At 55.0% G+C, this 24593-nt stretch carries 20 protein-coding genes and 1 tRNA gene; 13 read left to right on the forward strand and 8 right to left on the reverse strand.

The features are described 5' to 3' along the window. Positions 1-283: 283 nt before the first annotated feature. Both SANT_RS13165 and SANT_RS13170 read right to left on the reverse strand, forming a co-directional pair. Positions 284-2269: a hypothetical protein gene (locus SANT_RS13165; protein WP_025422759.1), complete on the reverse strand. Its 1986-nt coding sequence runs from the start codon at positions 2267-2269 to the stop codon at positions 284-286. Between the two features lie 896 nt (positions 2270-3165). Further along, positions 3166-3253: transfer RNA gene (locus SANT_RS13170), tRNA-Ser, on the reverse strand. A gap of 216 nt (positions 3254-3469) precedes the next feature. Here SANT_RS13170 and yccA point away from each other — a divergent pair. Together yccA and SANT_RS13180 are read left to right on the forward strand one after the other, a co-directional pair. After that, entirely contained in the window at positions 3470-4129 is a 660-nt protein-coding gene (gene yccA, locus SANT_RS13175; protein ID WP_025422760.1) for an FtsH protease modulator YccA, read from the forward strand. A gap of 125 nt (positions 4130-4254) precedes the next feature. After that, a complete protein-coding gene (locus tag SANT_RS13180; RefSeq protein ID WP_025422761.1) occupies positions 4255-4581 on the forward strand; it encodes a TusE/DsrC/DsvC family sulfur relay protein in 327 nt (108 codons plus the stop codon). A 303-nt stretch (positions 4582-4884) separates the two neighbouring features. Here SANT_RS13180 and yccX read toward each other — a convergent pair whose 3' ends face one another. Continuing rightward, a complete protein-coding gene (yccX, locus tag SANT_RS13185) occupies positions 4885-5169 on the reverse strand; it encodes an acylphosphatase (RefSeq protein WP_025422762.1) in 285 nt (94 codons plus the stop codon). A gap of 90 nt (positions 5170-5259) precedes the next feature. On the opposite strand from yccX, the gene rlmI reads away from it, so the two are divergent. Next, positions 5260-6450 carry a 23S rRNA (cytosine(1962)-C(5))-methyltransferase RlmI gene (gene rlmI, locus SANT_RS13190; RefSeq protein ID WP_025422763.1) on the forward strand — a complete coding sequence of 397 codons (1191 nt, stop codon included), beginning with the start codon at positions 5260-5262 and terminating at the stop codon, positions 6448-6450. Positions 6451-6526: 76 nt separating this feature from the next. Beyond that, the gene (hspQ, locus tag SANT_RS13195; RefSeq protein WP_025245018.1) at positions 6527-6844 is read left to right on the forward strand and encodes a heat shock protein HspQ; all 318 of its coding nucleotides are present in this window, start codon (positions 6527-6529) and stop codon (positions 6842-6844) included. Between the two features lie 132 nt (positions 6845-6976). On the opposite strand, the gene SANT_RS13200 is transcribed toward hspQ, so the two are convergent. Further along, the gene (locus SANT_RS13200; protein WP_025422764.1) at positions 6977-7390 is read right to left on the reverse strand and encodes a CoA-binding protein; all 414 of its coding nucleotides are present in this window, start codon (positions 7388-7390) and stop codon (positions 6977-6979) included. A 179-nt stretch (positions 7391-7569) separates the two neighbouring features. Here SANT_RS13200 and SANT_RS13205 point away from each other — a divergent pair, with 179 nt between their 5' ends. Continuing rightward, positions 7570-8214, forward strand: a complete 645-nt coding sequence (locus SANT_RS13205; RefSeq protein WP_025422765.1) for a DUF2057 domain-containing protein — start codon at positions 7570-7572, stop codon at positions 8212-8214. A 95-nt stretch (positions 8215-8309) separates the two neighbouring features. Next, on the forward strand, positions 8310-8771 hold the full coding sequence (locus SANT_RS13210) for a methylglyoxal synthase (protein ID WP_025422766.1): 462 nt from the start codon (positions 8310-8312) through the stop codon (positions 8769-8771). A 71-nt stretch (positions 8772-8842) separates the two neighbouring features. On the opposite strand, the gene helD is transcribed toward SANT_RS13210, so the two are convergent. Next, positions 8843-10897: a DNA helicase IV gene (helD, locus tag SANT_RS13215; RefSeq protein WP_025422767.1), complete on the reverse strand. Its 2055-nt coding sequence runs from the start codon at positions 10895-10897 to the stop codon at positions 8843-8845. 153 nt (positions 10898-11050) lie between these two features. On the opposite strand from helD, the gene SANT_RS13220 reads away from it, so the two are divergent. Together SANT_RS13220 and yccS are read left to right on the forward strand one after the other, a co-directional pair. Beyond that, positions 11051-11497, forward strand: a complete 447-nt coding sequence (locus SANT_RS13220; protein WP_025422768.1) for a YccF domain-containing protein — start codon at positions 11051-11053, stop codon at positions 11495-11497. Positions 11498-11515: 18 nt separating this feature from the next. Next, entirely contained in the window at positions 11516-13645 is a 2130-nt protein-coding gene (yccS, locus tag SANT_RS13225) for a YccS family putative transporter (RefSeq protein ID WP_025422769.1), read from the forward strand. A gap of 18 nt (positions 13646-13663) precedes the next feature. Here yccS and SANT_RS13230 read toward each other — a convergent pair whose 3' ends face one another. Beyond that, positions 13664-14263, reverse strand: a complete 600-nt coding sequence (locus tag SANT_RS13230; protein ID WP_025422770.1) for a TfoX/Sxy family DNA transformation protein — start codon at positions 14261-14263, stop codon at positions 13664-13666. Positions 14264-14458: 195 nt separating this feature from the next. Between SANT_RS13230 and sulA the strand changes: the two genes are divergently transcribed. From sulA to SANT_RS13250, 3 genes are all read left to right on the forward strand, one after another. After that, positions 14459-14965: an SOS-induced cell division inhibitor SulA gene (gene sulA / locus SANT_RS13235; RefSeq protein WP_025422771.1), complete on the forward strand. Its 507-nt coding sequence runs from the start codon at positions 14459-14461 to the stop codon at positions 14963-14965. A 352-nt stretch (positions 14966-15317) separates the two neighbouring features. After that, positions 15318-16400 carry a porin OmpA gene (gene ompA / locus SANT_RS13240; protein WP_025422772.1) on the forward strand — a complete coding sequence of 361 codons (1083 nt, stop codon included), beginning with the start codon at positions 15318-15320 and terminating at the stop codon, positions 16398-16400. A gap of 3070 nt (positions 16401-19470) precedes the next feature. Beyond that, complete coding sequence (locus tag SANT_RS13250; RefSeq protein ID WP_025422774.1) at positions 19471-20748, forward strand: hypothetical protein; 1278 nt, start codon at positions 19471-19473, stop codon at positions 20746-20748. A 312-nt stretch (positions 20749-21060) separates the two neighbouring features. On the opposite strand, the gene matP is transcribed toward SANT_RS13250, so the two are convergent. Next, a complete protein-coding gene (matP, locus tag SANT_RS13255) occupies positions 21061-21519 on the reverse strand; it encodes a macrodomain Ter protein MatP (RefSeq protein ID WP_025422775.1) in 459 nt (152 codons plus the stop codon). Between the two features lie 205 nt (positions 21520-21724). Here matP and SANT_RS13260 point away from each other — a divergent pair, with 205 nt between their 5' ends. Beyond that, the gene (locus tag SANT_RS13260; protein WP_025422776.1) at positions 21725-23476 is read left to right on the forward strand and encodes a S16 family serine protease; all 1752 of its coding nucleotides are present in this window, start codon (positions 21725-21727) and stop codon (positions 23474-23476) included. A gap of 65 nt (positions 23477-23541) precedes the next feature. After that, entirely contained in the window at positions 23542-24060 is a 519-nt protein-coding gene (gene fabA, locus SANT_RS13265; RefSeq protein WP_025422777.1) for a bifunctional 3-hydroxydecanoyl-ACP dehydratase/trans-2-decenoyl-ACP isomerase, read from the forward strand. A gap of 99 nt (positions 24061-24159) precedes the next feature. On the opposite strand, the gene rmf is transcribed toward fabA, so the two are convergent. After that, the gene (gene rmf, locus SANT_RS23415; protein WP_071882025.1) at positions 24160-24324 is read right to left on the reverse strand and encodes a ribosome modulation factor; all 165 of its coding nucleotides are present in this window, start codon (positions 24322-24324) and stop codon (positions 24160-24162) included. Positions 24325-24593 lie beyond the last annotated feature (269 nt).

Here is a 24593-nt window from a genome sequence, read left to right on the forward strand (position 1 = left end):
ATTAAGTCTACCTGCCGTTTGCCGCTTAATGCCCTGAGTCGGCACAGCGTGATGCGTCGCCCGCCGTCCAGCCCGAAGATAGGCTGAATTAGCAAATAAGACCTTCCCCAAGTAAAATTTGCGCCCGAGGAATGTTTGCCATCCATCCTGATTAAACGTTTTTCATTACGTTCACGCCGCAAAATAACGCGGCGCCGGCGGCGGTGAGCCCGCCGCCAAGGCGTAGTATACCCCCCTCTTTTCGCGCCGGCCCCTCGTCTTTCCTAAAATTGCGGCCGCGACGTCACTGTTCACCGCTTTGTATAGCGATATCGAGTATTTCATCTCTCACCACCGCTGCCGCTTCTTTGGTGCCTGTTAGCGCCTTCTGATTCAATTGCTCCACGATTTCCCTTAATTCAACTTCGGCGGCCTCTGCTTCATCAACGCTGCCAAGGGCGCGTCTAAGCGCCGTCAATTTGCGCATCGCCTGGTTATGCAACGACTTTGTCTGCGCCAATCGTTCCGCCGTCTCTTCGTTTGCCCTGGCCTCGCCGACATACTCTTTTAATACACGCTTGGCATTAGCGGCCTGTATGGCAATATCCGTCGCCGCAAATCTCGCCTCGCGCGATCTAAGCATGGCGGTTTCTAAATTCGCTTTTGCCTTACTAACATGGCTTCTGGCCACCTTCGCGACATGCTGGGCTTGCGCGGCATCGCCCGTAGTTTTACCGCGCATGGCGATATCTTTCGCATTTTTGCCCAGTGCCGCATTCCCGCCCGTTTCGGCATTAATATCCGCTGCCGCCTCGTTGATACCCATACCCGCAACGTGCCGTAACTCGGCCGCCGAGATTTCCTCTACCACACCGCCATCGCCATACCGGCTCATGCGCAAAGCACCCTCAATGGCCGCTCCCCCCTCAAGGCCGCTTAAAGCTTCCATCTCGCCCAACGACTCACCTATTGCCGCGGTTGCCTCGATGGCAGCATGGACAGCGCCCTCGCTAGCCGTTACCGCGGTTTCTCCCGCCGCCTCAGCGGCACCCTCTCCAAACGCTGCGAAAGCGCCGGCGAGGCCGATGGCGCCTTCGGCGGCGATTGTCATGCCCACCGTTATTGCATCTTTCCACCCCATACCGTCTTGAGAAAGCACCACCTCCGTTTTGGTCAGTTCGCCTGTTTTGGTTAGCTTCGCCTCGCGTTGGGATGGATTAACCGTTTCTATACGCTCCCCCTCGCTCAGGATCGGGTCGTCAGTTTGGATAAGTTCTCCCTCGTTTTGGGTCGGATTGCCCGTTTGGCTACGCTCTCCCTCGCTCTGGGCTGGGTTGCCGGTTTGAATAAGCCGCGTCTCGCTTTGCGTCGGGTTTTCCAATGCTGTGTTTTGCGTCTGTTCCAAGGCCAGCTTTGCCGTTTCCGCCAGCGCGTCTATCTCAACCACTTCTTCAGGCGTAGGGTGATAATTTGCATATTCCACCATCATGAAATGAATTTGCCGCGCGATAAAGTCGGCTAAAGCGTCTCCGGGGTCCTTCCCCGCTGCCGCGGCGTCTTTCACGGCCTGCACCGCTTGGTTCGCTCTACCCGCCAGGTAGTTAGCAATGGCGGATTTCACTAAAGTTTGGTGAAAGGCTTTTCTGAGACGCTTTTGATAATGGTTTTTTTGCGCCGCGTCTGCTGTTTGTTCCAACGACACATAAGCTTGTTCCGCCGCCCGTTTAGCCGACACTGAAGCTGCCGCCGCCGCTTGCACCACGGCAACAATGCCATCGCCGCCGGCGGCACGCTTTGAGGATTCATCAACATAATTTATGGCTAATTCGGCGCTGGCCGCCGTATCCGCTGCCACCTGTAACAACTCTTCGAGACGTCTTGTTGCGACGTTTTCACATTTCGGCTCACAGGAGGCTTCTCTTTGCACCCTTTTCCCTGAACCGCGCTGCTGTCGCGGCGGATGGGGCGTCGGCGTCGCACTGTGCTCCCTATTTTCTGGCAATTGATACCGCCGCAGCGTTCCGAAAGTGGCTATTACTGCCGGCAGACGGCGTCTATTGCCGTTCCCCACCTGATATTGCCCGTCGGAAAAAATGCTGTCATCCAGGGTATCAGGCCCGCGCTTTAAACAACATGCGCGAGCAAAAGTGTATTTCCCTTTACCTTTTATGCCGCTTGGCATGGCCTTATCAAATAGCGGCAACCCACCCGTAGGTAATTTACCCTCCCGTTTGCGGTCGCGAACACTTCCTGCTTTGCGGGCTTTTAGTAACCACGTTGGAAACGGCATAGTAACTCCTTATAACAATGGCTTAATTCGCAGAGAATTTGCGAAAGATAATTGATTCATTTGTCTTAAACCTATTACTTCATTTCTTATAGGTGGGTGGAAATGACAGGTTCTGCCGACATTCTGCCATAGGGATAGAAACGAAAGGTCAAGCTCGATGGAGAATGCTTCACCCATCGGTTAAATGACGTAATAACGAAATGCAGTTATTGTTCGCGGCGGCGATAGCCACCTCTAGGTGCGAAACAGCCACAGCCTGCATGTCAGGTTCACACGACGCTCGCGCATTATGCTTATGAGGACGGGTTCGATGCGATCCTCCCCAGAGCACACCGTCCTAGTCATAACGGGCCTGAGGGGCGCAGCATCTGCAAGACATCTTCGACCACACGTATGGCGCGAGATAGACTAAGGTGAAGCCGACAGCGGTATTCCAACGGCCACGCAAGCCTGACGCATCAATGGGGGGCGATAGTGATCCTGCACCCCGCTCAAGCGGTAAGTCTGACGGTCGCCGGCGGAACAAACGTGCTTGTCGGCACTAACGGCGCGACTCAAGCGCGCAGACTTAGTCACTGTTGGCGCCGTGTGCTCACGCCATGGCCATAATTGTTAAGCTAAAGAAATTCAGGTGTAGCGGCACTGAGGCGTAAACGGAACCATTGGCCACAGAAGAAACAGAAGAAACAGAAGAAACAAGGAAACAGTCGAAACAGTCGAAACAGTCGAAACAGTCGAAACAGGGGATAATAAGAAACCATTGAAACAGAGTAAGCGAGGAAGCGAGGAAGCGAGGGAACAAGGGAACAAGGGAACAAGGGAACAAGGGAACAAGAGAACAAGAGAACAAGAGAACAAGAGAACAAGAGAACAAGGGAACCTTGCGGGCGCGGAGATGGCGGAGGAGTAGAGATTCGAACTCTAGAACGCTTGCGCGTCGCCGGTTTTCAAGACCGGTGCCTTCAACCACTCGGCCACTCCTCCGCAACGAGGCGAACTATAAACAGTGTCATTCCGGTTGTAAAGAGCGTTTTGCGCTAATCGACTGAAAAATCGCCATTAGTCTGCTGTCCGCCTGCGCTTTGTCCGCCGCCGGGGGCTTTGGTGCGTAAAGATGGGTAAAAGCCATAGGCGCAACGGTGGCAAGCTATTAATCTACATCAAATATTCTTGGCTCACCTTTATGATGAGAGGCAAATTATGGATCGTTTGATTGCGACGTCCTCGCGCAGGCATTCGCTATTAAGCACCCACAAGGTGCTGCGCAATACCTATTTCTTGTTGTCGCTGACGCTGGCATTTTCGGCGCTTACCGCCACTGCAAGTACGTTGCTACGTTTGCCGGCACCCGGTTTGATTCTGATGCTGGTCGGTTTCTACGGACTCCTGTTCCTGACGTACCGGCTGGCCAACAGTCCGGCGGGTATCCTCGCCACTTTCGCCCTGACCGGTTTCATGGGCTATACCCTGGGACCGCTACTGAGTATGTTGCTGGCGTCCGGTGCAGGGGATGTCATTATGCTGGCGCTGGGCGGCACCGCGCTGGTGTTCTTCTGCTGCTCGGCGTACGTGCTCACCACCCGCAAGGATATGTCTTTCCTCTCGGGAATGATGATGGCCGGCTTCGTGGTGCTGCTGGTCGCGGTTATCGCTAATCTTTTCCTGCACATTCCCGCCCTGTCGCTGGCGATAAGCGTCATGTTTATTCTGTTTTCCTCCGGCGCGATCTTGTGGGAAACCAGCAATATCATCCACGGCGGAGAGACAAACTATATCCGCGCCACCGTCAGCCTCTATGTATCGCTGTACAATATCTTTGTCAGCCTGCTGAGTATCTTCGGCGGCATGCGCAGCAACTGATATCGCGTCTTATCCTCCCCCCGCCCGTGGCCGCGCCGATGCGCCCAAGGGCGGGGCGGGGTGTCTTCTGGCCGGCGGATTTGCTATCCTTTCTGAATCAGATCATTTGAGCCGGACAGGAAGCGATGGAGTTTAACGGCGCAGAAATCAAAACCGATGCGCAGGGGTATTTAACCCACCCGCAGGACTGGAGCGAGTCATTAGCGGTAGAAATTGCCCGCCTTGAAGGGCTTACCCTTAGCGAAGCCCACTGGCAGGTCATCCATTTCGTACGCGCGTTCTATTTACAATATAATACGTCGCCGGCCGTCCGCATGCTGGTAAAAGCCATGGCTCAGGCTTACGGCGAGGAGAAAGGGAACAGCCGTTACCTTTTCCGTTTGTTTCCACAGGGCCCTGCCAAGCAGGCAACGAAAATCGCCGGCTTGCCCAAACCGGTGAAATGCCTTTAACGTCCCTGCGGTGCTGCTGGCTATAAACGATTACGCTCAGTGATCCGCGGCATCATCGCTCATGCAGTCAGCAAGCGGCAAAATATGACGTTCGCCAGGCCCGTCCTTGAGCTCGACTTTTCCAACGGACTAACCTCACCCAGCAGATTACGTCTAGCCTAACTATGCCCCCTAGCCTGTTTATGAAGCCGACCCTGGCTTCCTGCATGGCTAGCCTACAGCCTATGCAGCCTAGCCTGCATGTTGAGCCTAGCGAGCATGAGACGCTTAGCTGGCGGGTAAAATGCTGATGCCCGCTGGCGGTCAGTAGTGGATGTCAAAGCCGTGAAAATCACCAAGGCTACCGTTGCGCGGTTCGGTAAGCACTTTATCCACCCGGGCGTGTGCCGGTCCCCCCTGCCGTAGCCAGGCCAGCAGATGTTCAACCCGCTCGCTTTCGCCGCAGGCCACGACTTCCACGCTGCCGTCATCCTGGTTACGGACATAACCGCTCAGCCCCAATTGCTTTGCCTGATGTAAAGTGGCGTACCGAAAGCCGACCCCCTGCACTTGCCCATGGATCCAGGCCGCCGTACATATCTTTGTCATCGTCTCCTCCTGCCGAACGGCGTAGGTTGCATTTAGCCGCGCTTATTCGCAAAATGGCGCTCTTTAGCTAGGGTTTAGCATACTTTTATGATGACAAAACGTCTATTTTTGGCGCGCGGCCGTGAAAAATCGCTTATGCGGCGCCATCCCTGGATCTTTTCCGGCGCGGTAGGTCGGCTGGAAGGGAAAGCCCAGCCGGGCGAAACCATCGATATTTTTGACGACAAAGGCCGTTGGCTGGCGCGTGGCGCGTGGTCGCCGCAATCGCAAATTCGCGCCAGGGTGTGGACCTTCACTCCCGACGAGCAAATTGATGTCGACTTCTTCGTCCGCCGGTTGCAGGTCGCTCAGCGTCTGCGCACCTTTTTGGCGGCGCGGGACGGTCTGGATGGCTATCGCCTGATCGCGGGTGAGTCTGATGGTTTGCCCGGTATCACTATCGATCGTTATGGTGATTTTCTGGTTCTGCAACTGCTGTCCGCCGGCGCCGAATATCAACGCGCCACCCTGTTAGCGGCGCTGAAACACTGCTATCCCGACTGCGCCCTTTACGATCGTTCCGATGTCGCGGTGCGGAAAAAAGAGGGGCTTAAAGAAACTCGCGGCGTCATCAGCGGGGCCACCCCACCAGACCTGCTTCCTATCCGTGAACACGATATGGCGTTATTGGTGGATATTGCCCAAGGCCATAAAACCGGTTTCTATCTTGATCAGCGTGATAGCCGCCTGTCCGCCCGTAAATACGCCGCCGGGTGCCGGGTTCTTAACTGTTTTAGCTATACCGGCGCGTTTTCCGTTTCGGTAATGAAAGGGGGGTGCCGAGAAGTAATAAGCGTCGACACGTCTCAGCAGGCGTTGGACGTGGCGCAGCAAAACCTGGCGCTTAATCAGCTGGATTTAGCGCGTGCGCGTTTCGTCCGGGACGATGTTTTTCAATTGCTGCGGCGTTATCGCGAGGAGGGTGAACAGTTTGATATGATTATCCTGGACCCGCCCAAGTTTGTTGAAAATAAAAATCAGTTGGCCAGCGCCTGTCGCGGTTATAAAGATATTAACCTGTTGGCGCTGCAACTGCTGGCGCCGGAAGGGGTCCTGCTGAGCTTCTCCTGCTCCGGTCTGATGACCACCGATCTGTTCCAGAAAATTCTGGCGGATGCGGCGCTGGATGCCGGCCGCGAGATACAGTTTATTGAGCAGTTTCGCCAGGCGGCCGATCACCCGGTTGCCGGCGCTTATCCCGAAGGGCTGTATCTGAAGGGGTTTGCCTGCCGAGTCGGCTAAATTATGTTCTGACACCTTGAATTCCCCGACGCCTCCCCCATATTAAGTGTAAGGCATACTTTTCACTGGAGGTCTCATGATTGCCAGCAAATTTGGCATAGGGCAGCAGGTCCGGCATAAGCTGCTGGGGTATCTGGGGGTCATTATCGATGTGGATCCGGAATACTCCCTGGAGAAGCCTTCGCTGGATGACATTGCGGCCGACGATAGCCTGCGGACGGCCCCTTGGTATCATGTGGTGATGGAAGATGAAGAGGGAAAACCGGTGCATACCTATCTGGCGGAAGCGCAGCTGGGATATGAATCGTTTCCAGTCCATCCCGAACAGCCGACGCTGGATGAGTTGGCGGAATCCATCCGCCAACAACTTCAGGCACCCCGCCTGAGAAATTAATCCCATGGCTGCGCGAGCGCGCGCAGCCTGATTTCTGCCGTCCCGAGGGCCGGTAACCAAGCCCCTACCTTACTCGAGCCAGCAAAGGGCCCTCGGCGCGATTACGGTTTTTCGCCGCGCCATCGGCAACGCTCAGTGGTCCAGCCCCAGTCGCGGGATTTCAATTTTGGGGCAGCGATCCATGACCACTTTCATTCCGACGTTCTTCGCCAGCACCGCCGCTTGCTCATTTATGATGCCTAGCTGCAGCCACAGCACGTCGGCATCAATGGCAATCGCTTCCTGCGTCAGGTCGTAAACCGTATCAGCGCGGCGAAAGACATCCACCATGTCGATTTTGGCCGGGATCGCCGCCAAATTGGCGTAAACGGTTTGTCCCAAGAGGGTTTTCCCTGCCAGGGCTGGGTTCACGGGGTAGACCTGATAGCCATGGGCCAATAAATAAGCCATGACGCCGTGGCTGGGTCGGGCCGGATTATCGCTGGCGCCCACCAGGGCGATGGTCTTCACGGTCTGCAGAATGTCGCTAATTTCAGCGTCTGTCATGGCGGTTCTCCGCGAAAAAAAGGTGTGTTAAGTGTACACCACCCGGTAAAAAACACCTTTCGTCAGAGGAAATCAATAATATCAAAATAAAAATAAGTGTGACTAAATGCTACAAAATTATTATCATTAGCATAGAGACATAGTGAATTATTCTGAGTGCGTTCTGATAAGGTGAGAGAATGAATTTCCTGCGCGTCCTGGTTATGGGGCTATGCATCTTAACCGGGTTTCCCGTGATGGCGACTACGCTGCAACTCCCTGAAGAACTTGAACTATTGATTGTCGATGGTAAAGCGCTGGGGAGCTCCCTGCTGCGCGGCGCCAGCAGCCTGGAGCTGGAACAAGGCCACCATCAGCTTGTTTTTACCCTGCTACAACCCTTGACCGAGGGTAAAACCGTGATGCCGCCGGCCTGCAGCTCCCCCTACATTATCATCGGCTTTGACACGGGCGAGGCGCGACGGCTGAAATTTGTGCTGCCGAGACTCGCAAGCCGCGCCGAAGGCGAACGTTTTTGCCATCAGCCGCTGGTCGGCCTTCAGGATCAGGACCAGAAACCGCTGCCGGTCAGCGTCAGCCGGCTCGATGCGGACAAGAAGAGTTTACTGCCCGCGTTGGAGCAATATAACCGCCGGCACGGGCAGGCGGCGCCGGCACCTCGCCCGGCGCAGTCCGTTGACGGTTTGTCCCGCCAAGGTTCTGCGAGCGCAGAGGCGGAGCAAATGCTGCGGTTCTGGTTTTTGCAGGCCGACCTGGCCAGCCGGGAGCGTTTTCTTGCCTGGGTACGCCAACGCCAGTCAGTCTCCGGCGAGGAGACAAAATAAACGGTGCTTTTTTACCGATTTGCCGGTTTGTCTCTTTGCAGTGAAACAGAGTTTCAGTAGTCTATAGGTAGACCGTCTGACTTAAGGAACTGGACATGGAATCTACCACTCGCACCATTGCCGCGCGCAAACATATCGCGCTGGTGGCGCATGATCATTGTAAACAGTCTCTGCTCAATTGGGTGGAGACCAACAAAGCGCAACTTTCGGAACACGTGCTGTACGCCACCGGCACTACCGGCAACCTGGTGCAGCTTAAAACCGGTTTACCGGTCAACAGCATGCTCAGCGGCCCGATGGGGGGGGATCAACAGGTGGGCGCCCTGATTTCCGAAGGCAAAATCGATATGATGATTTTCTTTTGGGATCCACTCAATGCCGTTCCGCACGACCCGGATGTCAAAGCGCTGCTGCGACTGGCGACGGTGTGGAATATCCCCGTGGCCACCAACCGCTCTACCGCCGATTTTCTCATTAGCTCCGCTCTTTTCCATCAGGACGTGGCGATCGCCATCCCTGATTATCAACGTTATCTGGCGGAGCGCCTGCCGTCCTAACGGAGCTCACTCCACATCAGGCGCGCCCGCGCGTGCCTGGCGATGCCGCGCCGTAGAGCGAAATGCGCGGTTTAAGGTTTTCTTGCCTGCGGCACCCCCTGACTCAGCAGTTCCTCTATGAATACCGACGGATTCGCCTTGTCCGTCAGCAGCCAAACCTGCTCTTTGGCGCGGGTAAGCGCCACGTACAGCAGGCGACGCTCTTCCGCGTCCGGGTAGTCCTCCGGTGGGGGAAGGAGAACCTGTTCGATAATCGATTCTCGCGCCGCAGCAGGAAATCCGTCGCGGCCGTCATTGACGCCGACAATGATCACATACTCCGCCTGCTGCCCTTTGCTGGCATGAATAGTCATAAAATCCATCGTCAGGTTGGGCCAGCGCGTCGCCGCTTTTGCCAGCAGCGCCGGGCGCAGATGGTGATAACGTGCCAGCACCAGAATACGTTGCGTCGGCGTGACAAAACCGCTGAGTTTGTTTAAAAGCGCGTCAAGTTGATCTTCAGGCAGGATCAACACCGCTTTTTTGCCGCCGCGCGTCAGGCTGTTAAGCGGCTTTGCCAGTTGAAACGGATTTTGCTGCACAAACCGGTTTGCCACTTCGCCAATACGTTGATTAAAGCGGTAGGTGGTATCCAGAGCCAGCGGTTCGCCACCGCCAAAACTCGCGCTGAAGGCGGTGGTCAACGCCAGCTCCGCGCCGCTGAAGCGGTAAATCGCCTGCCAATCATCCCCAACGGCGAACAATGCGCTGGCGCTGTTTTGTTGGCGCAGCGCGGTGATAAGTCTGGCGCGCTGGGGTGAGATATCCTGAAACTCATCCACCAGGATATGTTTCCACGGGCTCACGAAGCGGCCTTTTTGCAAAATATCCACCGCCTGGTGGATAAGACCGTCAAAGTCTACCGCGCCCTCTTCTTTCAATGCCTGTTTCCAGGCTTTCAGCAGCGGCGTCAGCAGCCGGATGCGTTTTTGAAACTGCTCGCGCAGCGCATCGGGCGCCGCGTCTATCATCCCGGCCTGGCTGCCGCCGTGCGAACGCATCAGCCCGACCCAGCGCTCCAGCCGTCCCGCCAGGCGGTTAGCCAGTTTATCGTTCTGCCAAAAATCGCCGTCCGGCACTTCCCAGCCTAGTTCCTCGCCAATCCACTGCCGCCACCCTTTGGCCTGCGCCTTTTTTTCGCGGCATTGCTGTCGCCAATGGTCAATCAGCAGCTTACGCCGCGCGGCGCCATCGCTTTCAAGCTGGCTCACGGCCGGCGCCTTTTTGTTGCCTTGACGTATAATCATCAGCGCCAAGGCATGAAAGGTACTTGCCTGAATCGTATCCACGTCCAGCCGCTGCCGCAGGCGTTCGTCCATTTCCCGTGCCGCCTGGCGGCCGAACGCCAGCAGCAAAATCTGATCCGGCGTCGCCAGATTACGCCGCAGCAACCAGCCGGCGCGCGCCACCAGCAGCGAGGTTTTACCGCTACCGGCGCCGGCCAGCACCAGCAGCGATCGCTCGCCGTTGACCACCGCCCGGCTTTGGGCAAGATTAAGCGGCGAACTTTCCACCGAGCGAAAGAAGTCCTCATGCTCTTGCAGCATACGCGTCGTCCATTGCTGATTACGCATCGCCACCCGTTGCGCGCCCTCCTCCAGCCACTCCCGGCATTGACGCCAAGGTTCACGGCAATCGTCAAATGCCTCCAGCCGGGCGACGGGCAGCGGCAGCGCGTCAACAGCCTGCTGGATCCCCGCCTGCAGCCGGGCCAGATCCTGCTGTAGCAGCCAGCTATCCTTATCGATGATCTGTTGGATTTTCGCCACTTGCTCGTTCAGCACCCCGGCGGCAATGGCGCTCATTTCCTCGCTCCAGGTCTGCCACGACTGCTGTAGGTAGCGGTAGAACCGCTGGGTTTCCTGCCATTCGGTGCCGTGCAGGCGCACGACTTTATCTTCCGGCAGCTCAAATTCCAGCTCGCCCCACACGATGCCGCGGCGACATTGAATCGCGAGAATTTGATTGAACGGGATCAGATAGTGGTGTTTATCGCCGCTGACCTCGACGCCGGCATGCAATAGCCGTACGCGGTTATAAGGATGCTGCGCCAGACGTTTGCCGATTGAGGTGGATTTGAGTTCCATAAGCTTGCAAGGATTCCGGATGGCGATGATGTCTGTCTTTAGTGTACCCGCTTTGAGTTGTCCTGCTCCAGCCAGAAAAACAGAGTAGAATTCGCAATGGGGATCAGAGACAATCGACGCTAACGATTATCAGCCTTCACTGCCCAGAGCGCTATGCGAACGCTACTCAATATTATCAATTTTATTTTTGGCGGTTTCTTGACCACCCTCGCCTGGCTACTGGCGACGCTCCTTAGTGTCGTGCTTATTATCAGTTGGCCTTTTACCCGCGCCTGCTGGGAGATAACCAAGTTGTCGCTGGTACCGTTCGGCAATACCGCGCTGCATGTGGACGAGCTTTATCCCGAACGGCGCAGCGGTTTGCTTAATACCGGCGGCACGCTGCTTAATGTCTTCTGGTTCGTGGTGTTCGGCTGGTGGCTGTGTCTGTCGCACATTCTGACGGGGATTGCCCAATGCTGCACGCTGATTGGCATCCCCCTTGGTATCGCCAATTTCAAGCTGGCGCTCATCGCGGTTTGGCCGGTGGGCCGCCGGGTGGTGTCGGTCGAAGAGGCCGACAGGCTACGGGCGGGTTTTCGCGGCCCGCATCATGGTTAAGCGGCGCGAGGACAGGACGTGCTAACATCCGCCCCGGGCTTGCGTCAGTGGGTGTTCAACAGTCGCTGGCGCGATACCCTGAAAATTATCTTCGCCCTTAGCGGGGCGGCGGCCGTGCCCTGGTGGCTGGGTTCGCCCACGTTGACGATTCCGCTGACCTTAGGCGTCGTTGCCGCCGCGCTGGCGAGTCTGGATGACCGGCTCACCGGGCGATTACGTAATTTAGTGATAACGCTGGTAAGTTTTTTCATCGCCGCCGTTTCCATTGAGCTCCTCTTTCCCTATCCGTGGCTGTTCGCCCTCGGCCTTGCCTGTTCAACCTGCGGTTTTATCTTGCTCGGCGCCCTTGGCCAGCGCTATGCCACCATCGCTTTTGGCGCTCTGTTAATTGCGGTATACACCATGCTGGGCACCGCGATGTATCAAAGCTGGTATTTGCAGCCGCTGCTGCTGCTGGCAGGCGCTATTTGGTACAATGCGCTCACCCTGCTTGGCCACCTGATGTTTCCCATAAGCCCTTTGCAGGATGACCTGGCGCGCTGCTATCGGTCTCTGGCCCACTATCTTTCCGCCAAGGCCGGCTGTTTTGATCCCGACAGCGAGGAAAGCGACGACAGCATCCTGATAACGGTGGCGATGGCCAACGGCCAACTGGTGGAGGCGCTAAACCAAGTAAAGGCCACCTTACTTACGCGCCTGCGCGGGGATCGCGGCCAGCGCAGCACCCGACGCAGCCTGCATTACTATTTCGTCGCCCAGGATATCCATGAACGGGCCAGCTCAGCGCACGCGCGTTATCAGCAGCTCCGCGAAGAGCTGCGTTTCAGCGATGTGCTGTTCCGTTTCCAACGCCTGCTGGAAATGCAGGCCCGCGCCTGCGAAAAACTCTCGCAATCTATTCTGCTGCGCCGTCGTTATCAGCACGATCCACGTTTCGAGCGCCTTTTTAGCCATCTTGACGCTGCCATCGCCCGCGCCGGTGCGGGGGCCCCCCTCGGCGCGCTGCACCCTTTGCTGAGCAACCTGCGCTCGATAGATGCCCAGTTGGCTACCATCGAATCCGAGCAGGCCATCGCCCGCATGCCCACCGAGGATAATAGCCTGTCCGACGATAAGCTTACCGGCTGGCTGGATATCCGCAGCCGTTTGCGGCTGAATCTGACGCCGGAATCCGCCCTGTTCCGCCATGCGGTGCGCATGTCGCTGGTATTGTGCGCCGGCTACGCGTTTATCCGTTTAAGCGGCATGCATTATGGCTATTGGATAATGCTGACCAGCCTGTTCGTCTGCCAGCCAAACTATCAGGCAACGCGGCGGCGGCTGGCGCTGCGTATTATCGGCACCGTCGCCGGGGTAGTGATTGGCCTGCCGGTGTTGTATTTTGTACCGTCCACCGAAGGTCAGCTGGTGCTTATCGTGTTGAGCGGCACGCTGTTTTTTGCCTTTCGTAATAGCCAATATGCCCAGGCCACCCTGTTTATCACCCTGCTGGTGATGCTCTGCTTCAACCTGGTCGGCCAGGGCTTTGAGGTCGCGCTGCCGCGCCTGTTCGATACCCTGGTGGGCTGCGCCATCGCCTGGGCGGCGGTCAGTTTTATCTGGCCCGACTGGCGCTTTCGGCGCCTGCCCGCCGTGGTGGAAAAAAGCCTGACCGCCAACTGCCGCTACCTTGATGCCATTTTGGTGCAATACCATCAAGGCAAAGATAACCGCCTCGAGTACCGCGTGGCGCGCAGAGATGCCCACAACCGCGATGCGGAACTGGCGTCGGTGGTGTCGAATATGTCCGCCGAACGGCGCGCGGGCGGGGAGCTCATGGATCACGCCTTCCGCCTGCTGTGTTTGAGCCATACCTTTCTCAGTTATGTTTCCACCCTGGGCGCCCACCGGGGGCTTATCGACAACCCGGCGGTGCTGAATATTCTTAATGACGCCACCTGTTATGTCGATGATGCCCTGCATCATCAGAACGTCGATGCTTTTCAGGCGCGTCTTAGCCAGGAGCGCGAAGACCTGCTGGCGCGTATCGCACAGCTGGAGCCGGAGCCGGGTGCCAGGGAACAGCTGGTGATGCAGCAGGTCGGCCTGTTGCTGGCGCTGCTCCCTGAATTGACCGGCCGCAGCCGGCTGATAGCGCAGCAGAGTTAGCTTGCGCCCGAAGTAACATCAGGCATGGCGGCGATGCCACTCCATCAGTTCGTTTCGCAAACACGGGGGCAGCGCCGCCAAATGCCGCCCCGCCAATGCCCCTTCCAGGGCCAACAGAACTTTGACGCTCAAATCCCGTTTAATGTTACGCAATTTCAGATAACTTGCTTTGGCGCCATGATTGCGCAGCGCATCCACATTTTGGATACCGGCTTTCCATAAAAGCCGCTCAATGCCCTGGCCGATGTTGGGCAGGTCTTTCAGGCGCGGGTGATCCGCCCGCACCTGCCGTTCGCGGCGCGCCTCCTCCAGCGTTTGTCTCCCGAGTACTATCAGCGTCGCCGGCGCATCCCACAGGGCCTCCGGCAGATGATAATAGTTCAGCGTGACAGGGATGCCGCGCTTGGTGTAGATCAGTTTGCGCATCCCCAGCTCGCTATAGCGGTCCTCGTTGCCGCGAATACCGCGCAGCCAGCACTCGCCTTCAAGGATTAGCGCGAACATGACCCCTTCTGCCGCCACGCTATAGCCCCCGAATTGAGAACGGGTCGTTATCTCCCCTAATGGAGAAAACAGCGTCTTTGCCTGTTGAATACGTAACTTATAGTTAGCGTCCATGTGTTTTCCTCTCATCCCTTTCATTGCGTGGCGGGATCCCGCCACTGCTGCATCACGTCCCGCAGGCTATCAACTTAATTCGCGCTATTTAAATACCTATTCACGGATCTGCGAGGCCGATTGAATTTTTTGGTTGATTTTAACGCGCATCCCGGATACTGTGTTTTTATACAGTAACACAGGGGCAGACATCCAATGCAAACTCATCCTTATGCCACACCCGTAACCGGCGCACGCCGCCGCCGCGCCGCCCAGCCCGAGGGCGTGAACGCGCCTTTGGCGCAGGGAGGGATCAGCGAAGTGGTTTATATCGAAGATCAGCCGGTGGTCGGACATATTCTGCTGCCGCTGCTGCGCCAGCTGGGTTTGCAATCCCGGTGGCTGCTGTGGCTGACATCGTCACGGCGGCTGAGCCGTCCCTGGCTGGCCCAGTCGGGCCTGCCGCTGCAAAAGGTGGTGCAGCTGCGTCAGCCGTCAGCGTTCGATACCGTCGCGGCAATGGAAAAAGCCTTGCTCACCGGCAATTTCAGCGTCATTCTGGGGTGGTTTCCCGCTGAGCTGTCGGAAACGGACAAGCGTCGTTTGCAGAATGCCGCGCAGCAAGGCGGAACTTTCGGTTTCATCATGTATCCGCAAAACGGCTCGAATCGTCATTCTGGACAGTTTTCAGGGTTAAAAATTCACTCAACTTTGTATCATTAAGTAAAATTAGGATTATTCTCAGGTCGACGGCCCGTCGACCCGAATGATCGCCTCCCAAACAGGGGAAATCCAGTGGATATGCGGCTTCGCGACCGTTTTCTTTCCTCGCCGCAGCGTTTTTTTTGGCCCTTTTTTCCCTCTGTCGTTGCCCTGAAACGCTGTTTTTTATTAGCGGCTTACTACATCTTACTTGTAAGTTTCCTACTTCGTTGTAGACTTTAATTCGCCGGGGTTGCTCTATAACGCTATTTTAATGGCGATGCACAGAGTCTGAGCACGAACGCCGGCAATGGATTTCTAAAATTAGCTTTAAAAGCTCATTGCCTATTTGGATGATAACGAGGCGCAAACAATGAAAAAGACAGCTATCGCACTTGCAGTGGCACTGGCAGGTTTCGCAACCGTAGCGCAAGCCGCTCCGAAAGACGACACCTGGTACACTGGCGGCAAACTGGGCTGGTCCCAGTACCACGACACCGGTTTCTACGGTAACGGTTTCGACAACCGCATCGGCAACGGTCCTACCCGTGATGACCAGTTAGGCGCGGGTGCTTTCGTCGGCTACCAGGCGAACCAGTACCTTGGTTTCGAGCTGGGCTACGACTGGCTGGGCCGTATGGCGTACAAAGGCAGCGTGAACAACGGCTCGTTTAAAGCGCAGGGTATTTCCCTGGCCGCCAAGCTGAGCTACCCGCTGACCGACGACCTGGACATCTACACCCGTCTGGGCGGCATGGTATGGCGTGCTGATTCCAAAGGTGCTTACGACAACGGCAATGCAGGCCGCGTAAGCGACCACGACACCGGCGTTTCCCCGCTGGCCGCGGTGGGTCTGGAATATGCCTGGACCAAAAACTGGGCTACCCGTCTGGACTACCAGTGGGTTAACAACATCGGTGATGCCGGTACCGTCGGTACCCGTCCTGATAACTCCATGCTGAGCGTTGGCGTGTCCTACCGCTTTGGCCAGGATGAAGTGGCTGCCCCGGCTCCGGCTCCGACCCCGGCTCCGGCTCCGGTTGTTCAGACCAAGCGCTTCACCCTGAAGTCTGACGTGCTGTTCAACTTCGACAAAGCCACGCTGAAGCCGGAAGGTCAGCAAGCGCTGGATCAGCTGTACTCCCAGCTGAGCTCGATGGATCCGAAAGACGGCTCCGTTATCGTTCTGGGCTACACCGACCGTATCGGTTCCGACGCCTACAACCAGAAACTGTCTCAGGCGCGCGCACAGAGCGTCGTAAGCTACCTGGTTTCCAAGGGTATTCCTTCCGACAAGATTTCCGCACGCGGTATGGGTAAATCCAACCCGGTTACTGGCAACACCTGTAACAGCGTGAAAGGCCGCGCCGCAGTCATCAGCTGCCTGGCCCCGGATCGTCGCGTAGAGATCGAAGTGAAAGGCATCAAAGACGTGGTAACTCAGCCGCAGGCTTAAGTTATCATATCGTGATAAACCCCGCCCCGGCGGGGTTTTTTATTTTGCAAACATTAGTAATCAACCAGGCTAATGCATGGCTTAACCCTTGAGGGTAGGTCGTCTCCCCCAGATAATCCCCATGTAAACCTAGAATGTGGATGGTCCCCCCGCAGCGGGTTTTGCGCTATAGCATCCAGTAAATAGCCTGATGCAAAACGGACAAAGGTCATGGTTTGGTGAATATTGATATGACCCATACTCTTTTAAAGCGTCAGCTTATCTTCTCCGTCAATCATAGTATGCGCAGCTAAGGTATGACGCAGTACGTGATATGCGTGGCTCTTGAGTAAGTTAGATTTAGCCTCTCGTTGTTCTGTCATTCACTGTACGACCGAAAGCAACGATCGCTCGGCGCTGGAAGGCAGTCAATGGCCACGAAAACAAAGGCAGCTGAACGGTTCAGGGGGTATCAGGCATGCTTTCTCTCTGAGGTCTGCGCCGGCTTATGGCCGGTAGAGAGAGGAACCCGAGTGGGCAGCATGACTACAGCAGGCCCGCGGGCACCTGTTTGCGGGTAAAATATTACGCTCATGTCCGCTAAGGCGCCGCCAGGATTAAGCACGCCCGAGAAAGAGTGTCGACTTCTGACATAGCGGATTATCAGCGTCACCGTGGCTAATGCGCCCTCCAAGAGAATAGACGTTGATGTGAATTCAGATACTCAGGTCTGGTCAAGTCGACATAACCTATCATGTCCTGGGTTTGGTAACGCCCCGCTTTTAAAAATAAACGCTGGCCAAAAGTGAGTTATTTATGACGCTAAAATGAATTATTCACACCAAGTACAACTCATTGCTTGAGTTTTAGCTACCTCATCAATACGAATGCACACACAGAAACATAAACATTATGAAAATTATAGTTTAGCGTTTTAGTTCACATTTTGATTAAAACAGAATCGTTTCTCGATTTAAACTCTCTCTTTCCTGAGCATAATCTACTTACAGGCAATGGAAAAAATCACGACTCAGCAAAGAAGAGGAATTAATGTTATGCCGAACGACTTTGCGCAGCATAGGCTAAATCAATATGGTCAGAAGGTGTGCCATACGAATGAGTTCTTAACTTTTTGTCGAAAGAACAAGTTGGGGGGGTCATTAAAATATGTCGATAATGCTTTATGCCGATGTCCATCAAGTAAAAATAGATGCTTATTTGAGCCTATCACAAATGAGTGTCGTTCCCAATATGCCTCTGGAAAATATCAGTCTTCAGGTGAGGAATTTACCACAATACATATCAAGTATAAATATCCCGATCGCCATGTATCCTATTACTGCCCTTGCCCTCTTAATCCTTGTGCATCAAAAGATTTTTATCATCAATGTCGAAATTACGAATCAAAGAATATGCATCCTATGGATGTTGTAAGCGCTAATATTGGCTTAAACCCTAATCACTATCCAATGAAATACCCAGAAACAGCAAAGCTCATTGGATTACCTAGTCTTAGCTGTCATTGTCCACCTCCTCTAGCAAACTACTCGGTGGCTGCAAATCCATCGTAAGGTTAGCAAAATTCATACAAACTAAACGGCACGCCATTGGCACATGGCGTGCTAGCGCAAATATTCTCTTTCACGGTTTGATAGAATTCTCATTAGGGCGAATTTTTTTATTAAGATAACTAACGTTAGACCAAAGCATCTTTGATGTTGTATATGCAAGCCTATATTTTTGCGCACATGAACATCATGAGGGTGAATTTATTTTTCGTGTTAGTTTACATTTCAATGAAAATCGAATCTTTTCTAGGTGGTTCTCTTTTTTTGAGTGCGCATAATATTTACAAGAGCCGTTAACGAGTCCCCCAAGCCAATGATAGACATTTGAGGTTAGGCCGATGCGCGATGCGCAGCACAGAATGAATCAATATGGTCAAGATAGAGGTTAGACCAAGACATCGGCATTTGATTGCCGTTAAAATGAGTAGTGATAACGTCATGTCGGTAAACAATGCTTCATGCAAGTTTCCGTCTACGGTAAATTTTTGTCTAGTGCTTAATGACGAAAGAGATTGCCGAAAATATTCCGCATTTTCACATCGAAGTTTCTTAGGGAGGGAAATGCCTTTTACCCCTTTCGCCACGCCTAAACGGCTTGGTTTTAATCAGTATAACGAACCTGGTACGCCCGATCCCTGTGCTGTGGAAGCATTTTATAATCAATGTCAAGATCATGAATCCAATACGCAGAGTATAGATCTCCCCCAAGCTGAATACATGCTTTATCTAAAAGATGATCCAATGCATTATCCACCAATAGCGAGGATAATTGGCCTGACCGATAATAGCTGTTTTTGTCCCTCTAATGTGGTCTTGATATGGGTTGCCGCACATTCCTCTTCTGAATTATAGAAGTCCGACTTTACCATGAAAAACTCGCCATCGCAGATTGCCGGGCCGCCGCTGCCTGTTCCGAAGGTATTAGCACGCCGGCGCATGTCTGCGCCACCCCAACGCAAACAAGGGGAAGTCATCCGCAACGAAACCGTTTCGCCGCGGAATCGCCGCTAGGCCGTTCACGTTAAGACGGCAACGAAGCGTATCGGGCGGTTGTCGCCGAGCCGCACAGGCGCCGCGCAGTATAGAGGATACGGTGCGAACCGTCATGAAGCAGAACTTGAAAAATGAGGATAGTTTCTTGCCAGTAGGGTAAACCTCACGCATTTTTTTGTTCCCTCTTCCTCCGCCAGAATTATTCTTCCCCACCTCGGTAGTCTCTTCTTAGCGCGTTTGCATGTTGAGCAATGGTGCATTTTCTTTCGCTATGTCGGCAGCTATGCTCACTCTGGCTCGCGCAACGGCTAGCGACAAAGCCGGAGAAAGACCAAGGAGGGCCGTTGAAGGACGACGCTCTCATGCTGCATTATGACGATACCGCCCCACTCTTGTTTGAAGGTCTTTTTTCCCCTTAAGACTGCCCGCAATAGCGAGGGAATGATGGGGGGGGTATTTGTAAATATCGCCCGCCGGGATCGCTGAAAATCAAATATGACTCGGACGCAATCACAACATGGAAGGTCAATATGGCTAGAATTACCGAGAAAGAAAATAAAGAATCGATCAATGATGATACAGGGCCTTTATCCGAGCGTGAGGAACATGATGACCCGTTAAGGGCATGCTCACCCCCGGTTAACCCAACGGTATCTTTATCGGGCAGAAGGAAAAGAAGCATACCGCCCCTTTTTTCTGTTTTTGAAAAAGCGTTTTCGATTTTCGCTCACTCTGGGGATAATACCGCGCCGGCACCCTTATCAGACCCAAAGCTCGATAATGCCGAGCCAATTACGCCTAATCCCTCTTCCGCTGCCGCAGCGGCATCCCCCCTCTCCGTTGCAACGCCCGTTGATGCGCAAGACGATAGCTTGAGAACCACCCTACCTCGCACGCAACGCACGGCGCGCGCCCCCCAGTCAGAGGACTCTACGCCGCCAGCATCAGGGCTCTCCTCTGAAGAGGCCGTTAGCAATGCCCCCTTGCATACCGTGTCGCCCACCTTGTTCAAAAGAGACGAAATATCCCCGGAATTATCTACAGACCCGAAAGAGACGATCAAGATAAAAATCCTGCTCACGCCATTTAGCGAGGAAAAGATGGGGTTGCACACCATATTAAGATCCGTGTCGGATACCCCTGAAGATCTGGCATTACAAACGGGGAAAGTTGTCCACAGCAGGGTCCCGCGCGGAGAGGATTCCATATTAAAATTTCTAAAACAATCGAAAGCGCTGAGCGACACTTTCACCATTAACCTTGAATCTCCCCCAACGCCAACAAAAGAGGATCCAGAAGATATTCCCATGATGATAATAAAGACAATTTCTGATGAAGATATTCAAACCATGCGTCAGGAGCAAGTGAAGATAGCGTCATTTATTACTCAAGCCATTGCGGCTGCCGAGCCGGTACTAGCACACGTAAGCACGATTGCCGTCCTCGTCTACACTTCAAAAGCAAAATTAGCGCAGTTTTACGCAAAATTTGGCCAAGCCGCGGGGTCTGCACTCCCCGACGCTTCGCTTACCGCCGTCCCCAGCGCCCGTGACATCACGCCACCTCGCGATGCCCCCGCAGCCCCGGGCGTTGTGAATTCGCCCTCGCAAGATTCAGAATTCACCCTTGGCAGCGACAGTGACGATGGGCTGGGGTTTGTCGTCGCGGCGGGGATTGGCGCCAGCGCCGCGTCGGTGGCAGCTGCGCGCGCGGTAGCGCGGGGAGAAGAAGGATTTGCGGCGGCCATGGAAGCAGGGTTTGAAGCGCTGATTGATGACGTGGTGGTACTGGCGGCGGCGGCGGCGTGAAGGGCATATGAGCGGGGGTTGTCTGTCATCCCATTCTTTCGCCGTCATCGCTTCCGCCTTATTGCGGCCAAGCGAGAGCCATTGCGCATTCCAATTAATGATGCCGGACGAGGTTGCCCGTCCCTGGCGCTATCTCACCGGGATAGTCGCCTCTTCCATGACTAGGGCCGCACGGTGCCAATGTGGCCACAAAGTGCCGATGGTGGCGCGGCAGTGAATTACCCTCGCCCTTTTCTCGCAGGGGCAGGGCCGGCAAACAGGGGGTGTCCTTTGCGGCTGGTGACAGGCGGAGGGCATCGCCCTTTGCGGCCATCAGTTGGTTTTTTCGCCGAGGATAGCCTTCAGGTCGCTGCGCAACGACGACAGGGTTTTGTCGACTTTTTCCTTTCGTTCCGCATCTTCTAGCAGGTTGATAATGGTCTCTGACAGGGTGTTCCCGCGTCGCTGGGCCAGCGCGGCCAAGCGTTGCCAAACCAGGTATTCCAAATCAATGGATTTCTTGCGCGTATGTTGATGTTCAGCGTTAAAGTGCCGCTTACGCCGCGCCCGAATGGTTTGCTTCATGCGGTTTTCCAGCACGGGATGCATTGACTCGCGAATCCATTTCAGGATTTTTTCCGGCTGGTGCTGATAACTGATAAGCTCCTGAACAGATTCCGCCGCCGCGCTGTTCTCTTCGTGACGGGAAATGCGCTCCCCTTCACGGTGTTTTTTAATCAGGTATTTCCACTTCCAACCGGTTTCCAGATTTTCAAGCTGCTGGTATTTCATAGGAGCGCACCTGTGACCGTGTAACCTGTGCCTGATGATAGCATTGTTGGTTGTTAATTCACTAATATTTGTCCGTACCGATCATTTGACGCCCGCATCCGGGCATTCAGGCAATGATGCGTCAGAGAGCAAAACAGGCCGAGACGAAGCAATGTCTCTTCTTGTATAATCAGCGTTTCCCTGAACAGCGACGTTATTTATCATTTTGACCAATAAAAAATTAGAATGGAAATATTTACTGCCCGATCTGGCCGGTTTCGCGGCGGTATTTGACCAACCCTGCCCGCCTCTGTCCGCCCCTTTGGCAACGCTTCAGGCCCGTCTCACGGACGGGTTGACGCAATTTTGCCATTCACGCTCGCCCAGCCGTTTTATGCTGTTGACGGCGCAGGAGGAGGAGGAATATTTTCAGCTAATTGCCGAGACGGTGAAACAGATCCTGCCGGCGGCGGGTCATCCCGTCGGCAGCCGCTATGTCGTGACCGGTATGGGCGTAAGCGAACAGCCGGCGACCAAAGCGGATGATAACTTCGCCGCGCGCGACGCCTGCGTCTGGCAGTCCTGGGTGGAGTATGAGCCGCTGTTTGGCGCGCTGCGCTGCTATCGGGATGTCATCGATCTACAGCCGGGCCTGGTGCACCACGCCAACGGCGGTGTCCTTATCGTCGGCGTACGCGCGCTGGTGAGCCAGCCTTTGCTCTGGCTGCGGCTCAAGCAGATGATTTTACAGCAGCGCTTTGATTGGCTGCCGGTGGACGACCGCCGGCCATTGCCGGTGTCCGTACCGTCGATGCCGCTGAATTTGCGGCTTATTGTAGTCGGCGACCGCGAAGGATTGGCCGACCTTAACGATTTGGAGCCCGAGCTTACCCGTTTGGCGCTGTATGGCGAATTTGAGTCCGAATTGCGCATTGCCGGCGCGGAGGAGATGAGCCAGTGGTGCGCCTGGGTAAACACGCTCGCGCAGCGCCAGGGATTACCGCTGCTGAGCGCCGATGCCTGGCCGGCGCTGGTGCGGCAGTCGGTCCGCTACAGCGGCGATCAGTGCCAACTGCCTTTATGTCCGCAATGGCTTATCCGCCGGTTAAAAGAGGCAGCGCTGTACGGCTCGCAGCAGGCGCTGACCGCCGCGGCGTTTATCGACAGTGAGCGCACCCGTGTCTGGCGCGAAAGTTATCTCAGCGAGCGTATGCAAGACGAGATCGCCGAAGGCCAGATTATGGTGGACACCGAGGGACAGGTGGTCGGCCAGGTCAATGCCCTTTCGGTGCTGGATTTTCCGGGCCACCCGCTGCCGTTCGGCGAGCCGTCGCGCATTAGCTGCGTGGTTCATTTGGGCGATGGCGAAATCAACGACGTGGAGCGCAAGGCGGAACTGGGCGGCAATCTTCACGCTAAGGGCATGATGATTATGCAGGCGTTTTTGATGTCGGCGCTGGAACTCGACCAACAGCTGCCCTTCTCCGCCTCGCTGGTCTTCGAGCAGTCCTATGGCGAAGTCGACGGGGATAGCGCCTCGCTGGCGGAAGGGGTGGCGCTCATTAGCGCCCTGGCGGAGAGACCCATTAATCAGCAAATCGCCGTTACCGGCTCGGTGGATCAATTCGGCCGCGTACAGCCCATCGGCGGCGTTAATGAGAAAATAGAAGGCTTCTTTGCCCTGTGCCGGTCGCGCGAGCTGACCGGCGCGCAAGGGGTGATTCTTCCTACCGCCAATGTGCGCCACCTTTGCCTCAATGACGATGTCATCGAGGCGGTGCGCGAGGGGCAGTTTTCCCTTTGGGCGGTGGATACCATCGATGAAGCGTTGGAAATCCTGACCGCGATGCCGTTTGACCACGACAAGGGTCCAAGTCTTCTTGCGTCGATACGCGAGCGTATCGCCAATGTTAATCTGCACGAACGGCAACGTTTGCCCTGGGGTTTCCGCTGGCTAAACTGGTTTAACCAGAGCTAAGGGAATTGTCAGCGGCCTGCATGTCGGGTAATGTGCGGGACTCAATAATTAAGGTTTAGAGAAATATGGTAGATAAACGCGAATCCTATACCAAAGAAGATCTGCTGGCGTCCAGCCGCGGCGAACTGTTCGGCAAAGAGGGCCCGCAGTTGCCGGCACCGAATATGCTGATGATGGACCGGGTGGTCAAAATGACCGAAGACGGCGGTAATTACAATAAAGGTTTCGTGGAAGCGGAACTGGATATTCACCCGGATATGTGGTTCTTCGGCTGCCATTTTATCGGCGATCCGGTGATGCCCGGCTGTTTGGGTCTGGACGCCATGTGGCAATTGGTGGGTTTCTATCTGGGCTGGCTAGGCGGCGAAGGCAAAGGCCGCGCGCTTGGCGTCGGCGAAGTGAAATTCACCGGGCAAATCTTACCGAGCGCGAAAAAAGTGACTTATCGCATTCATTTCCGCCGCGTGATTAACCGCAAGCTGGTAATGGGCATGGCTGATGGCGAAGTACTGTGCGACGGTACCGTGATTTATACCGCCAGCGATTTAAAAGTCGGCCTGTTCAAAGATACCGCGGCTTTCTGATGCTTATGGCCGGCATGACGACGCTTTCTGCCGGCGCGCGCCGACGACGAACGTAAAAAAAACCTCCGCGCCAGGCGGAGGTCGTTCTTGGGCGACAAATCAGATTACCGACCTGTCTTCCATGGCTTTGCGCCAGCCTCCCAACCAGTGAGAGCGTGCGTCAAGTGATTGATATGGACAAAGTTCACGGGTACGCCCTGACAGACCCGCTTGATAGCCGCGTGAATGAGCACGTTCAAGGCGATCTCGTTTTTGTCTTTTCATAGGTTTATCCCTCATCATCTTGGCTGGTTGAAAGAAAACGGTAACCTCTAGCGGCGAGGTTACACCTAATCTTTAACGAGAAAAGCGGCGAAGATCAAACCACCACGTCATCGATTTGTCATCTCGACAGGGCAAAATTGACAAATCTCTCGGCCCTAAAAATGACGCGGGTCGGGATAAACCGCTGAATTGCCTCTTGTGTCGGCAACCTTCGCGAACGCCGGCCGCGACAGCCGGCGCCTAATGTAAATGCTTATAACAAATAATTA

The organism is Sodalis praecaptivus, assembly GCF_000517425.1.
Classification (GTDB): Bacteria; Pseudomonadota; Gammaproteobacteria; order Enterobacterales; family Enterobacteriaceae; genus Sodalis_A; species Sodalis_A praecaptivus.

What these genes read in the sequence shown, in the direction of transcription:
- SANT_RS13165 (WP_025422759.1), bottom strand. Translation starts at nt 2,269, where the DNA reads ATGCCGTTTCCAACGTGGTTACTAAAAGCCCGCAAAGCAGGAAGTGTT.
- yccA (WP_025422760.1), top strand. Translation starts at nt 3,470, where the DNA reads ATGGATCGTTTGATTGCGACGTCCTCGCGCAGGCATTCGCTATTAAGC.
- SANT_RS13180 (WP_025422761.1), top strand. Translation starts at nt 4,255, where the DNA reads ATGGAGTTTAACGGCGCAGAAATCAAAACCGATGCGCAGGGGTATTTA.
- yccX (WP_025422762.1), bottom strand. Translation starts at nt 5,169, where the DNA reads ATGACAAAGATATGTACGGCGGCCTGGATCCATGGGCAAGTGCAGGGG.
- rlmI (WP_025422763.1), top strand. Translation starts at nt 5,260, where the DNA reads ATGACAAAACGTCTATTTTTGGCGCGCGGCCGTGAAAAATCGCTTATG.
- hspQ (WP_025245018.1), top strand. Translation starts at nt 6,527, where the DNA reads ATGATTGCCAGCAAATTTGGCATAGGGCAGCAGGTCCGGCATAAGCTG.
- SANT_RS13200 (WP_025422764.1), bottom strand. Translation starts at nt 7,390, where the DNA reads ATGACAGACGCTGAAATTAGCGACATTCTGCAGACCGTGAAGACCATC.
- SANT_RS13205 (WP_025422765.1), top strand. Translation starts at nt 7,570, where the DNA reads ATGAATTTCCTGCGCGTCCTGGTTATGGGGCTATGCATCTTAACCGGG.
- SANT_RS13210 (WP_025422766.1), top strand. Translation starts at nt 8,310, where the DNA reads ATGGAATCTACCACTCGCACCATTGCCGCGCGCAAACATATCGCGCTG.
- helD (WP_025422767.1), bottom strand. Translation starts at nt 10,897, where the DNA reads ATGGAACTCAAATCCACCTCAATCGGCAAACGTCTGGCGCAGCATCCT.
- SANT_RS13220 (WP_025422768.1), top strand. Translation starts at nt 11,051, where the DNA reads ATGCGAACGCTACTCAATATTATCAATTTTATTTTTGGCGGTTTCTTG.
- SANT_RS13230 (WP_025422770.1), bottom strand. Translation starts at nt 14,263, where the DNA reads ATGGACGCTAACTATAAGTTACGTATTCAACAGGCAAAGACGCTGTTT.
- sulA (WP_025422771.1), top strand. Translation starts at nt 14,459, where the DNA reads ATGCAAACTCATCCTTATGCCACACCCGTAACCGGCGCACGCCGCCGC.
- ompA (WP_025422772.1), top strand. Translation starts at nt 15,318, where the DNA reads ATGAAAAAGACAGCTATCGCACTTGCAGTGGCACTGGCAGGTTTCGCA.
- SANT_RS13250 (WP_025422774.1), top strand. Translation starts at nt 19,471, where the DNA reads ATGGCTAGAATTACCGAGAAAGAAAATAAAGAATCGATCAATGATGAT.
- matP (WP_025422775.1), bottom strand. Translation starts at nt 21,519, where the DNA reads ATGAAATACCAGCAGCTTGAAAATCTGGAAACCGGTTGGAAGTGGAAA.
- fabA (WP_025422777.1), top strand. Translation starts at nt 23,542, where the DNA reads ATGGTAGATAAACGCGAATCCTATACCAAAGAAGATCTGCTGGCGTCC.
- rmf (WP_071882025.1), bottom strand. Translation starts at nt 24,324, where the DNA reads ATGAAAAGACAAAAACGAGATCGCCTTGAACGTGCTCATTCACGCGGC.